Source organism: Anaerostipes sp. PC18 (assembly GCF_039789045.1).
Lineage (GTDB): Bacteria > Bacillota > Clostridia > Lachnospirales > Lachnospiraceae > Anaerostipes > Anaerostipes hominis.
Genome location: NZ_CP121164.1, coordinates 1254939 through 1268717 on the forward strand (window position 1 = coordinate 1254939; position 13779 = coordinate 1268717).

9 protein-coding genes are annotated in these 13779 nt (G+C 45.7%); 7 read left to right on the forward strand and 2 right to left on the reverse strand.

The genetic code is table 11. The annotated features are described in order from the left end of the window. Positions 1 to 66 precede the first annotated feature (66 nt). On the reverse strand, positions 67 to 420 hold the full coding sequence (locus P8F77_RS06810; protein ID WP_287520021.1) for a molecular chaperone Hsp90: 354 nt from the start codon (positions 418 to 420) through the stop codon (positions 67 to 69). Between the two features lie 369 nt (positions 421 to 789). Here P8F77_RS06810 and P8F77_RS06815 point away from each other — a divergent pair, with 369 nt between their 5' ends. Then, the gene (locus P8F77_RS06815) at positions 790 to 2016 is read left to right on the forward strand and encodes an IS110 family transposase (protein WP_347256138.1); all 1227 of its coding nucleotides are present in this window, start codon (positions 790 to 792) and stop codon (positions 2014 to 2016) included. Positions 2017 to 2442: 426 nt separating this feature from the next. Continuing rightward, on the forward strand, positions 2443 to 3558 hold the full coding sequence (locus tag P8F77_RS06820; protein WP_347256417.1) for an ATP-binding protein: 1116 nt from the start codon (positions 2443 to 2445) through the stop codon (positions 3556 to 3558). Between the two features lie 66 nt (positions 3559 to 3624). Here P8F77_RS06820 and queA read toward each other — a convergent pair whose 3' ends face one another. Next, a complete protein-coding gene (gene queA / locus P8F77_RS06825) occupies positions 3625 to 4650 on the reverse strand; it encodes a tRNA preQ1(34) S-adenosylmethionine ribosyltransferase-isomerase QueA (protein ID WP_024727979.1) in 1026 nt (341 codons plus the stop codon). Between the two features lie 252 nt (positions 4651 to 4902). Here queA and P8F77_RS06830 point away from each other — a divergent pair, with 252 nt between their 5' ends. From P8F77_RS06830 to P8F77_RS06850, 5 genes are all read left to right on the forward strand, one after another. Beyond that, positions 4903 to 6252: an MATE family efflux transporter gene (locus P8F77_RS06830; protein WP_330625672.1), complete on the forward strand. Its 1350-nt coding sequence runs from the start codon at positions 4903 to 4905 to the stop codon at positions 6250 to 6252. Between the two features lie 17 nt (positions 6253 to 6269). Continuing rightward, positions 6270 to 7490, forward strand: coding sequence for an NAD(P)/FAD-dependent oxidoreductase (locus tag P8F77_RS06835; protein WP_287519613.1), 1221 nt, complete (start codon positions 6270 to 6272; stop codon positions 7488 to 7490). Between the two features lie 13 nt (positions 7491 to 7503). After that, a complete protein-coding gene (gene cmk, locus P8F77_RS06840) occupies positions 7504 to 8166 on the forward strand; it encodes a (d)CMP kinase (RefSeq protein ID WP_024727976.1) in 663 nt (220 codons plus the stop codon). Positions 8167 to 8169: 3 nt separating this feature from the next. Next, on the forward strand, positions 8170 to 10071 hold the full coding sequence (locus P8F77_RS06845) for a bifunctional 4-hydroxy-3-methylbut-2-enyl diphosphate reductase/30S ribosomal protein S1 (RefSeq protein ID WP_024727975.1): 1902 nt from the start codon (positions 8170 to 8172) through the stop codon (positions 10069 to 10071). 180 nt (positions 10072 to 10251) lie between these two features. After that, on the forward strand, positions 10252 to 13713 hold the full coding sequence (locus P8F77_RS06850; RefSeq protein WP_148459936.1) for a pyruvate carboxylase: 3462 nt from the start codon (positions 10252 to 10254) through the stop codon (positions 13711 to 13713). Positions 13714 to 13779: the final 66 nt, after the last annotated feature.

The window sequence follows — 13779 nt, forward strand, 5'->3', positions numbered from 1 at the left end:
CCGGATATGCAGAGGTTATGCTGCATATCCGGGTTTTGTTGGAGTTATGTATTTTGGTTTGTTTTCCTAGAACTGGTCTTTCTTTTCCAGGATGGCGGCTACAGCTGCGCAGGCAGGGCAGTCGCAGTATTTAGCTCCGTTTGACTTGATCTCTTTGGCGTGTGCCGCAACATCTTTCGCTTTGTCTGTCCCAAAAACCTGAGCTCCTGCTTCGGACTCTGCAAAACCGATCAATGTGTCAATGGGCATAATGTCTTCTTCCAACTCGGCAATGTATTTTTTTGTCTCTTCGGCTTCATTTTCGGTATCCACAGCATTCAGCCAGGCATTGGCAGCCTCCTTGGTCTCTTGGCTGCAGGTAGGGGAATCGATCAGTTCGTGGGTTTTTGCAACAACAAAATCTAATACATCTTTTTTCATAATGGGAACCTCCTCGTATAATATCTTTTAGATACATTAAATGTACCTTGATAACTGAATAAAAATTGTTCAATAGGCTTAGTAAAGCCCATGGTATAATTGTTCCCTAGTGTCAATCAGGTAATAGTTCTGTTACCTCCTGTTGAACCAAAAATGGTTGCTTCAAAGATAGTCTGTTCCCCTGACATGGAAGTTAGCTTCAAACCAGCTGGCTGTTTGTCTGAGTACATGGACTGCCATTTAGCAGTGTGGTTCGCATCAGCCCATCTCAGACCGGATTCTTATATGCGAGGGTGTTGATGCTCCGTGATCATGGGTTTTACCAAGCCGATTGAACACTCAAATACAACATAGAAAGAAGGTGATATCATGAACCCACTTTACGTCGGTATTGATGTCAGCAGCAAATCCAATGTCATTTATCTAATGCTCCCTGATGGTGCGAAACATAGCTGTTTCTCTGTTGCAAACTCTCAGGATGGCTCATCCCAGATGGTAAAACGGATTCTTTCCGCAGTCACTTCCCGTTCCCTCGATACAGTCGTCATAGGTCTTGAAGCTACATCTGTCTATGGAGACAATCTCGTATATTTCCTGAGGGAAGATGCCTCTCTGGCTCCGTTTAACAGGAAGATCCATGTCCTCAATCCCAAGCAGGTAAAGAACTTCAAGGAAGCCTATAACGACCTGCCAAAGAATGATTATATGGACTCCTTTGTCATTGCTGACTGCCTGCGCTTTGGTAGAATCAACAAAGAGGTCTATCTGGGAGATTACCGCTATAAAGCCCTTCAGAACCTTACAAGGGCTCGTTTCTTCGCCGTACAGAACCTCGTAAAAGAAAAACAGCGATTCATCAATGTCCTGTTCAAGAAGTATTCTACTATGACGCAGGAGAAGGTATTTTCCGATACCTTCAGCACTACTGCCTTAGCTGTCTACGAAGAGTTTGAATCCGCAGAAGCATTGGCGGCGATGGACTTACAAGAACTTACGGACTTCATTATGGAAAAAGGAAAGAACCGCTTTCCCAATCCCGATGCCGTAGCCAAAGCCATCCAGAAAGCTGCCAGGAGTTCCTACCGTTTACCCAAGACGGTGAATGACTCCATAAATCAGGTGCTTTCTATATCCATAACCTCGATAAAGGCGCTGGATGCTCAGATCAAAGAGTTCAATAAAGCTATCGAAGCACAAATGGAACTCCTGCCAAATGTATTGATATCCATCCCCGGCATTGGGCCGGTCATCTCAGCCGGCATCATGGCTGAAATCGGAGATATCAACCGTTTCCCAGGTCAAGCGCAGCTTGGCAAATATGCAGGACTTGCCTGGACTCAGAATCAATCCGGTGACTTCGAGGCGGAGAATACAAAACTCATCCGCTCCGGCAACCGCTTTTTAAAGTATTACCTGTGTGAAGGTGCTTTGTCTCTCGTGAGATGCGACACGGAGTACAGCAGCTTCTATCACTCCAAGTACAAGGAAGTGAACAGGCATCAACACAAACGTGCACTCGCATTAACTGCCCGTAAATTTGTGCGGTTGGTCTTTCGACTGCTGAAAGACAATCGTCTATATCGAGCAGCGGAATAGAATTCTATTCCTGCTGATGAATGCCCTGCTTCCAAAAGCAGATATCGCAGGGCTTGTTAAAGTTACCCTTTTTTCAGCATATGATATGAAAAAGTCTGCAAAAAAGTTTCAATTTATACTTGACATATCACCGCTGGACTCTTCCGTCTGGTTTTGTCTTTATTTTACTCTTGTCTCGTGGTATTTGCAATGGCTTTTAAATTGTCGACTTCATATGGCAGTATAAAGATTCAGTTATAACTAATATAAATAATTAAAGCCAATTGTTTTTTAGTTATAAATAGAATATACTATTCATAATAAAGTAAGAAGGGGGGCAAAACCATAATGATTAAACGAGAACTATATATGAGTCGCATCAGGCCTTTTATTGGTGGTGAACTCATTAAGGTAATGACTGGTATGCGGCGCAGTGGAAAGTCGGTTATGCTGGAATTAATTCAGCATGAGCTGCTGGTTTCAGGCGTAAAGCCGGAACAATTCATCTCCATTAACTTTGAAGATTTGCGGTATACTCATCTACTGACTGCAAAAACCCTGCACGATGAAATTATCAGAAGAACGGAGGATATCGACGGAAAAGTCTATTTATTCTTTGATGAGATTCAAGAAGTCAAGGACTGGGAAAAGTGCATTAACTCATTCCGCGTTGCGCTGGACTGCGACATTTATATCACCGGTTCTAACGCAAAGCTTTTATCTGGCGAGCTTGCCACTTATCTTGGAGGACGGTATGTGGAATTTGTCATTTATCCATTTTCTTTCTCTGAATTTATGGAACTGTATCGTACCGTCAAGCCTGAGAACTCTGTTGCCCAGGGATTTCAGAATTATTTACTATCCGGCGGGATGCCATATCTCAGTAATCTTCGCTACGAGGATGAGCCGTCCCGCCAATACCTGATGGACTTATTTAACTCTGTCCAGCTCAAGGACATAGTGAAACGGAACAAGGTGAGGGATGTGGACTTGCTGGAACGCATCATCGCCTATATAATGGCAAATGTGGGAAACACCTTCTCTGCCTCCTCGCTGGTAAAGTTTTTTAAAAACGAGCAACGTACTGTCGCTGCAGAAACTATTCTGAATTACATTAGATATTGTGTGGACGCATATCTTTTTTACCAAGTGAAGCGGCAGGACCTGCAGGGGAAACAGATTCTGTCCACCAACGAAAAATACTATATCGCGGACCATGGTATCAGAGAGGCTGTTTTTGGCGGAAATATGCGGGATATTAATCTGATTTTGGAGAACATTGTCTATATGGAGCTGCTGCGCCGCGGTTACAAAGCCACAGTTGGCAAGGCGGGAGACAAAGAGATTGATTTTGTCTGTGAAAAGCGCGGACAGAAACTCTATGTTCAGGTATGCTATCTTTTGGCTTCTGAGGATACGATCCAGAGAGAATTTGGTGCTTACGACAGTATCCGGGACAATTTTCCTAAATATGTGGTTTCCATGGACGAGTTCAACATGAGCCGGAATGGGATCAACCATAAAAATATCCGGGATTTCCTAACCGCTGAGGAATGGAATTGACTAGGAATAAAAAACAGGATGTATCAAAAACTAAGATATATCCTGTTTTACTATTTTATATAATTCCTATTGAATAAACATGGCATCTCCAAAGCTGAAAAAGCGGTACCGTTCTCTAACGGCTTCTTCGTAGGCGGCAAGAATATGTTCTTTGCCTGCCAATGCAGAAACAAGCATCAGAAGTGTAGATTCCGGAAGATGGAAGTTGGTGATCAGGGCATCAATCACTTTAAACTCATACCCCGGATAGATAAAGATATCGGTCCATCCACTCTTGGGCTCGATATGCCCGTCCACATCCGCCACGGACTCTAGCGTCCTGGTGCTGGTAGTTCCAACGGAGATGATCCGTCCGCCTTCCTTCCGGGTTTGGTTGATCGCCTGGGCAGCTGTTTCATCTACAGAATAGAATTCTGAGTGCATGTGATGATCCGTCACGTCTTCTACCTTTACCGGACGGAATGTGCCCAGTCCCACATGCAGGGTGACGTAGGCAAGCCTTACCCCTTTTTCTTCGATCTCTTTCAGAAGTTCTTTAGTAAAATGCAGGCCGGCTGTAGGTGCTGCCGCGGATCCCTCGTGCTTGGCGTAGACCGTCTGGTACCGGTTTTTATCCTCAAGCTGATGTGTGATGTATGGAGGGAGAGGCATCTGTCCGAGCTCGTCCAGCACCTCTTCAAAGATTCCCTCAAACTCAAAACGAACCAGCCGGTTTCCTTCATCTACAATGTCAGTGACTTCGCCTACAAGCCTTCCGCCGCCGAACGAGATCCTGGTTCCGGGTTTCGCTTTTCGCCCCGGCTTTACAAGAGTTTCCCAGACATTGTCCTGTCTTCGTTTTAGCAGCAAGACCTCGATTTTAGCTCCGGTTCCCTCTTTTTCTCCGATCAGACGGGCCGGTAGGACCTTGGTGTCATTTAATACGAGACAGTCCCCTTTTTTCAGGTAACTGACCACGTTTTTAAAGACCTCATGTATGATCTCCCCGGTCTCTTTGTCCAATACTAATAATCTTGAGCTTGAACGGTCAGCCAGGGGATCCTGTGCGATAAGTTCCTCCGGCAGTTCAAACGTAAAATCTGATGTTTTCATAAATGCTCCTGCTTTCTTATAATTCTTTCAAACAGTATAGCATTAATGATAAAGTCCGGCAATGCCTCAAGAGAACGGAATTCAGGTTAGGAATTTAAAGATATGCAATTGCTTAAAATATTCCGATACTATATAATAAAACAAGGCTGCCAGGACGTATAAATAAGATTTATAATTGTGCCTTGTTTAGAGATTATCTATAAACAAATCTCAGGAAAATGTGGCAGCATTCAGTGTATAATGGAGGTATCAATGCGAGTAGACTTGACGAATGGCAGGATCGGCCGCTCCATCATTTTATTCAGCCTTCCTATGATCTTGGGCAATCTGCTTCAGCAGCTGTATAATGTTGCCGATACGCTCATTGTCGGAAGGACGATCGGGGCTGCGGCTCTATCAGCGGTGGGATCGGCCTATGCGTTGATGGTGCTGCTGACGTCGATCCTTTTGGGACTCTGCATGGGTAGCGGGGTGGTGTTTGCCCAGCTTTATGGGCGCAGGGAGGAAGACCGGATGAAGACAGCGGTGGTTAATGCCTTTGTCTTTATTTTTGCAGTGGCCGCCGTGATCACGGGGCTTGCGTTTCTGCTTCTGGATGAGATTATTCTTTGGCTTCATATTCCTCCGGAAGCAGCTCCTTATACCCGGGAATATTTGTTTATTATCTTTTTCGGGATATTTTTTGTCTGCATCTATAACTTTTTTAGCAGTGTACTGCGCAGTATCGGAAATACAGTGGCGCCTCTGATGTTTCTTGCTGTTTCCGCAGTCCTGAATATCATATTGGACATGGTATTTATCTTAAAATTCGGAATGGGGATTGCAGGGGCGGCATGGGCTACCGTCATTGCCCAGGGGGTATCCGCAGCCCTGATTACGGTCTATTTTTTTGTAAAAGAAGGGGAATTGTGCCCCAAGCGCTGTCATATGTACTACAGCCGGGAGCTTTTGGGAATGATCATCAATAACTCCACTTTGACAGCCATACAACAGTCTATCATGAATCTTGGAATTTTGATGGTGCAGGGATTGGTCAACAGCTTTGGATTCTTAACCTCTGCAGCCTTTGCAGCAGTAGTAAAGATTGATGCCTTTGCCTATATGCCGGCACAGGATTTCGGCAATGCGTTTACCACGTACATTGCGCAGAATTATGGAGCGGGAAAACCTGACCGTATCAAAAATGGTCTCCGCTTGGCAGTGGGGATCTCTGTCTGTTTTTGTGCCGCTGCATCTATGATCGTGGCAGCGTTTGCCAGGCAGCTTATGCTGATCTTCATCAAACCGCAGGAGACGGAGATCATTGCCATCGGGGTAAAGTATCTTCATATTGTGGGCTGTTTTTATGCGGGTATTGGGATTCTATTTCTGCTCTACGGACTTTACCGGGGCCTGGGACGCTCTGCAGTTTCCATCTGGCTTACAGTCATCTCCCTGGGGAGCAGAGTTCTGTTAGCTTATGCTTTGTCAGCCGTTCCTGCCATAGGTTTGATTGGGATTTGGTGGGCAGTTCCCATCGGATGGGCTTTGGCGGATGTGTTCGGGCTTTTGTATTTTGGCTGCCGGAAGAAACGGCTTTTGTTGGAATGTAAACAATCTTAAAGATATAAAGGAGTTTTATGAGTCAAGTAATCGTAGTTGGAGGAGGGGCGGCAGGAATGATGGCTGCCATCTGTTCCGCGAAAGAAGGCAATCAGGTTGTCTTATTAGAAAAAAATGAAAAGCTGGGGAAAAAGCTTTTTATCACAGGAAAAGGAAGATGTAACCTGACCAATGCCGGTGATATCGAAGATCTGATGGGCCATGTGGTCACAAACCGGGAATTTTTATACAGTGCGTTTTATTCCTTCACCAATGAGCAGATGATGGAATGGATGGAGCATTGGGGATGTCCGGTAAAGGTGGAGCGGGGAAACCGCGTATTCCCCGTGTCCGACAAGTCCTCAGATGTGATCCGCGCTATGGAGAGAGAGCTTCGCAGACAGAAGGTCACTGTAGAACTGAATGCGGAGGTACGCCGTATCCTGACAGAGGGCGGAAGAACCAGCGGCGTTGAACTGAAAGGCTCAGGAACCCTGAAAGCGGATAAGGTGGTCATTGCCACCGGAGGCATGTCCTACCCTTCCACGGGTTCCACAGGAGACGGATATGGATTTGCAAAGAAAGCCGGACACAAGGTGATGCATTTAGATCCGGCGCTGGTTCCGTTTAATATAGACGGGACAGTCTGTTCAAGGCTTCAGGGGCTTTCCCTTAAAAATGTGGAAGCATCGCTTTATGCAGACGGAAAACGTATTTATAAGGAGTTCGGGGAGATGCTGTTTACTCATTTTGGCATCAGCGGACCGATCATCATAAGCGCCAGCAGCTATGCAGTGAGATACAGAGGAAAACAGTTAAAATTTTGTATCGATCTGAAGCCGGCATTGTCGGAAGAACAGCTGGATCAGAGAATTCTGAAAGATTTTCAGGAAAATATCAATAAAGAATTCAAAAATTCTCTCGGAAAGCTGTTGCCAAAAAAAATGATCCCGGTTATCCTAGAACTATCGGGAATTCCGGAGGAAAAAAAGGTCCATGAGATCACAAAGAATGAGCGGAGGAAGCTTACTGCGCTGCTGAACGCCGTGCCGCTTATTGTCACAGGCACGAGAGGCTTTAAAGAAGCCATCATCACCCACGGCGGAGTGGACGTAAAAGAGATTAACCCGAGCACCATGGAATCCAGGAAGGTGCGGGGATTATATTTTGCAGGAGAAGTTTTGGATTTGGACGCGCTGACCGGAGGATACAATCTCCAGATCGCATGGTCCACAGGATACCTGGCAGGAATGAATTAGGAGGAAATATCATATGTACAGCATTGCTATTGACGGGCCGGCGGGAGCCGGAAAAAGCACGATCGCAAAAACCATCGCAAAAAAATTAGAGTTTATCTATGTGGATACGGGGGCCATGTACCGGGCTATGGCTTTGTTTTTCATCCGCAGCAAGATCGATGATACGGATGAAGCGGTCATCGACGCTGCATGCAAAAATATCAAAGTCAGCATTGCCTATGAGAACGGGATGCAGCAGGTTATTTTAAACGGAGAGAATGTTACCGGCCAGATCCGGGCGGAAGAAGTAGGGAATATGGCGTCAAAGACATCCGCATATCCGTCTGTGAGGGCTGCGCTTTTAGATCTCCAGAGAGACCTTGCAAAGACTGCGGATATCCTCATGGACGGAAGGGATATCGGGACCAATGTGCTTCCGGATGCGGATTTAAAAATATATTTGACGGCTTCCGTGGAGGTCAGGGCAAAGCGCCGCTATGATGAACTGATCGAAAAAGGGCAGGAGGCAGATCTTGCTGTCATTGAAGAAGACATTAAGAAAAGGGATCACCAGGATATGACCAGAGATATCGCACCGCTTAAACAGGCGGAGGATGCGGTTCTTGTGGATTCTTCCGGGATGACGATCGAAGAAGTGGTCGATACGGTGATCCGGGAATTTGAAAAGGTGAAATAAGAGATGGAAGTAAACTTGGCGAAAACTGCAGGATTTTGTTTCGGTGTCAGACGCGCGGTGGATAAAGTCTATGAGGAAGCAGGGAAAGAACAGGTCTATACATACGGACCGATCATCCACAACTCGGAGGTAGTCTCCGATCTGGAACAAAGAGGCATAAAAGTTCTCCATTCCAGAGAAGAACTGGAGAAGATTTCAGAGGGCACTGTGATCATCCGGTCCCACGGCGTGGCAAAGGACATTTATGAGCTGATCCGGCAGAAGGGGCTGCATCTGGTAGACGCCACCTGTCCCTTTGTCTTAAAGATCCACAGGATCGTGGAGAAGGCCAGTGCCGAGGGAAAACAGATCCTGATCATCGGCAGTGCGGAACATCCCGAGGTAGAAGGAATCAGGGGCTGGTGCAGCAAAGATGTCCATGTGATCTCCGATGCAGAAGGGCTTTCGGAGATCGATCTCGGCTGCAAACCGACCTGCGTTGTTTCACAGACGACATTTAATTACAATAAATTTCAAGATATAGTTGAAATTATCAAGGAAAAGAGTTATCATATAGAAGTATGTAATACAATTTGTAATGCCACAGAAGAGCGTCAACTGGAAGCAAAATCTATAGCACACGATGTAGATGCAATGATTGTCATTGGCGACAGACAAAGTTCTAACAGCCAGAAATTATATGAGATCAGCAAGAAAGAGTGTGGGAACACCTTTTTTGTGCAGACACTTAAAGACCTGGATTTGAAACTTTTTGAATCGACTGGTAAGGTAGGTATTACAGCGGGGGCATCCACCCCAGAGAAAATTATCAAGGAGGTTCATGCTAGCATGACGGAAAAGAGTTTTGAACAATTATTAGAGGAAAGTTTAGTTACGATTCGTAACGGAGAGGTAGTGGAAGGAACAGTCATTGACGTAAAACCAGATGAGATCATCTTAAACATCGGTTACAAAGCTGACGGTATTCTGACACGCAGTGAGTACTCTAATGATGCGGCTAACTTAGATTTAACAACGATCGCCAAAGTAGGGGATACGATGGAGACAAAAGTCCTTAAAGTGAACGACGGAGAAGGACAAGTGTTGTTGACATATAAGAGACTGGCAGCAGAAAAAGGCAACAAGCGTCTGGAAGAAGCTTACGAAAACAAGGAAGTGCTCAAAGCGCCTGTGGCTCAGGTTTTAGATGGTGGTTTAAGTGTGATTATCGATGAGGCGAGAGTCTTCATCCCTGCAAGCCTTGTATCTGATTCTTACGAGAGAGACTTAAAGAAATATGACGGACAGGAAATCGAGTTTGTCATCAGTGAGTTTAACCCGAGAAAGAGAAGAGTCATCGGAGACCGCAAGCAGTTGTTAGTGGCTGCAAAGAAAGAAAAACAGAAAGAATTATTTGAAAAGATCGAGCCTGGAATGAAGATCGACGGAGTTGTCAAGAACGTGACAGACTTCGGTGCGTTCATCGATTTAGGCGGTGCAGACGGACTGCTTCATATCTCTGAGATGTCCTGGGGACGTGTAGAGAATCCTAAAAAGGTATTTTCTATCGGAGATAAGGTTACGGTACTGATCAAGGATATCCAGGGTGAGAAGATCGCGTTAAGCCTGAAATTCCCTGAAGAGAATCCATGGTTAAAGGCAGAAGAGAAATATAAAGTTGGCAACGTTGTGGACGGAAAAGTTGCGCGTATGACTGATTTCGGAGCATTTGTTGAGTTAGAATCAGGCATTGATGCTCTGCTTCACGTATCTCAGATTGCCAAGGAACATATTGACAAGCCATCTGATGTTTTATCCGTTGGACAGGAAATCACAGCCAAAGTCGTTGACTTCAAAAAGGATGAAAAGAAGATCAGCTTGAGCATGAAAGCATTGATCACTGACAATGCAGATGATGCAGAATAAGAGATTGACGGGGCGGTTTCCGATGCAGGAAACCGTCTTTTTTTGACCTGCCAGGGGTTCCCGTCAATCCGCTATTGTAATATGGCTGATTTTAAGCTATAATGTTTTCTAATACGTCTTGCCGTGGCGGATTATTGTCCTGCCAGGAAAGACAAATTTTATATAAGGAGTAGTTTACCAATGCAAATAAAGAAATTTAAAAAAGTATTAGTAGCCAACCGCGGTGAGATTGCGATCCGTATATTCCGTGCTCTCAATGAGTTAGGTATTACCACTGTTGGCGTATTTTCAAAAGAAGACCGCTATGCATTGTTCCGCTCCAAGGCGGATGAGTCATATCAGCTGAATCCGGATAAAGGACCGATCGATGCGTATCTGGATATCAAGACCATCATCCGGATTGCCAAAGAGAAAAATGTTGATGCGATCCATCCGGGATACGGATTCCTATCTGAAAATCCGGAATTTGTAGATGCCTGTGAGAGACACGGTATTACCTTTATTGGACCGACATCTGACATTATGAGGGCGATGGGAGATAAAATCTCTTCCAAGCAGATGGCAATCCAAGCGGATGTGCCGATCATTCCGGGTGTGGACCATGCGGTACATAGTGAAAAAGAAGTCATTGAGATCGCAGAGAAGGTCGGATACCCTGTGATGCTGAAAGCATCCAACGGAGGCGGCGGACGCGGCATGCGCATCGTTCACACGGCAGAAGATATGCCGAAGGAATATGCGGAAGCAAGGGATGAATCCAAAAAGGCATTCGGAGACGACCAGATTTTTATTGAAAAGTATCTTAAAAGTCCGAAGCATATTGAAGTACAGATCATCGGAGATAACTACGGCAATGTAGTCCACCTGTATGACCGTGACTGTTCTGTGCAGCGGCGTCACCAGAAGGTGGTAGAGTATGCACCAGCCTTCAGTATTCCGGAAGAGACAAGGCAGGTTATATTTGACAGTTCTTTAAGGCTGGCAAAGACGGTCGGGTACCGCAACGCCGGAACGTTAGAGTTCCTTGTGGACGCCGACAACAATCCTTACTTCATCGAGATGAATCCGAGGATCCAGGTAGAACACACGGTGACAGAAATGGTGACAGGGATCGATATTGTACAGACACAGATCCTCGTTGCTCAGGGGTATACCCTTGACTCTGATGAGATCCAGATTCCTTCTCAGGAAAGTGTGGAAACTACGGGCTATGCTATTCAGACACGTATTACCACCGAAGATCCGTCAAACAACTTCCTGCCGGATACAGGAAAGATCACGGTATACCGTTCCGGAGCAGGAAATGGAATCCGTCTGGACGGAGGAAATGCTTATGCAGGGGCAGAGATCACTCCATATTATGACAGCCTCCTCGTAAAGGCATGTTCTCATGACCGTACGTTCTTAGGGGCTGTGATGAAGTCTACCCGTGTGCTGAAAGAGACGAGAATCCGGGGCATCAAGACAAATATCCCGTTCCTGATTAATGTCCTTAACCATGAGACCTTTAAATCAGGAGAGTGCTATACGACATTTATAGAAGATACTCCTGAGCTGTTTCTTTTCGCCGCATCCCAGGACCGTGCCACAAAGATCCTGGAGTTCCTCGGAAATAAAATGGTCAATGAACAGAAGGCAGAAGAAAAACCGTTCTTCGAAGACCGCGTGCTTCCCAAATATGACAAGAAGAAAGAGATTTACGGCGCCCGCGATGAATTCTTAAAACTCGGAGCCGAAGGTTATACTCAGAAGATCTTAAACGATAAAAAACTTTATGTGACTGATACAACGATGAGAGATGCCCAGCAGTCTCTGATGGCAACCCGTATGAGAACAAAGGATCTTGCAGGTGCTGCCAAGGCGTCCAACCAGTACATGGCAAACGCATTTTCCATGGAAGCGTGGGGAGGAGCCACATACGATACTTCTTACCGCTTCTTAAAGGAATCTCCGTGGGTAAGGCTGGCACTCTTAAGAGAAAGAATGCCGAATACCCTGATCCAGATGCTTCTTCGGGCATCCAATGCGGTCGGATACAAGAATTATCCGGACAATGTAGTGACGACTTTTATCGAAGAGGCAGCATCTCGCGGAGTCGATGTATTCCGTATTTTTGACAGCTTAAACTGGGTCGAGAATATGAAGCTTCCGATCGAGACGGCATTAAAGACCGGAAAGATCGTGGAAGGAGCTATCTGTTATACCGGGGATATTCTGAATCCGGATGAGACAAAATATACGCTGGACTACTATGTGAAAAAGGCGAAAGAACTGGAAAGCCTGGGATGCCACATCTTTACCATCAAGGATATGGCCGGACTTGTGAAGCCGTATGCGGCCGAAAAGCTGATCAGAACGCTGAAAGAAGAACTGAACATACCGGTCAACCTGCACACCCATGATTCTACCGGAAACGGAGTCAGTACTCTGCTGAAAGCTGCGGAAGCGGGAGTGGATATTGTTGACTGTGCCATCGGTTCTATGAGCTCCATGACAAGCAACCCGTCTATGAACTCTCTCGCAGAGGCTCTCAGGGGAAGCGAGAGGGATACAGGATTAGTTCCGGATGAACTCACAGAATTAAGCCAGTACTATGAGAGACTGAGACCGGTTTATAAACAGTTTGAAAGCGGCATGGACGCTCCGAATACAGAGATCTACAAGTATGAGATTCCGGGAGGACAGTACTCCAACCTGCTGGCTCAGGTAAAAGAGATGGGAGCCGCGGAGGATTTTGAAGAGATCAAGAGTCTGTACAAAGACGCCAATGATCTGCTTGGAAATATCGTGAAGGTTACGCCTTCTTCTAAAGTCGTGGGAGACTTTGCCATCTTTATGTTTAAAAACGGCCTGACCAAAGAAAATATCCTGACAGAGGGCAAAGGCTTATCTTATCCTGATTCAGTGGTCGAATATTTTGAAGGCATGATCGGACAGCCGGAAGGCGGATTCCCGAAGGAACTTCAGGATATTGTGCTGAAAGGCAAAGAACCGATCACCGTCCGTCCGGGAAGCCTGATTCCTCCGGAAGACTTCGACCAGATCAAGAAAGGGCTCAAGGAGTTCTTCTATGTTGATACAATGGAAGACGAAAAGACGCTCCACCGCAAAGCCATCAGTTATGCTATGTATCCGAAAGTATATGAGGATTACTGCAGACATTTTGAGGCATACAATGATGTCACAAGGCTGGAAAGCCATGTGTATTTCTACGGGCTGAGAAAGGGTGAGGAGACCACACTGACCATCGGAGAAGGAAAAGACCTGATCATCAAATTTGTGGATATGTCAGAACCGGATGAGAACGGATACCGTCTGCTGGAATTCGAGGTCAACGGTTCCATGCGTGAGGTGAAGATCTTAGACCGCAACCTGGAAGTCAAGGCAGACCACAGGATCAAGGCGGATAAGAGCAATTCGGCACATTTAGGCTCAACAATCCCGGGAACCGTCGGAAAAGTCCTCGTAAAAGAGGGAGATCCGGTAACTGTGAACATGCCGCTGCTTACCGTGGAAGCGATGAAGATGGAAACAACTGTCGTATCCAAGGTCAACGGCAAGGTAGATAAGATCTACGTCAAAGAAGGCGAACAGGTCAATCAGGAAGATCTGCTTGTATCTTTTGAAATCGAAGAAGAATAATCTTACTCATAATGACAGACAATAAAAGGGAGAAGCACTGCGCTTCTTCCTTTTTTTATTAAATCA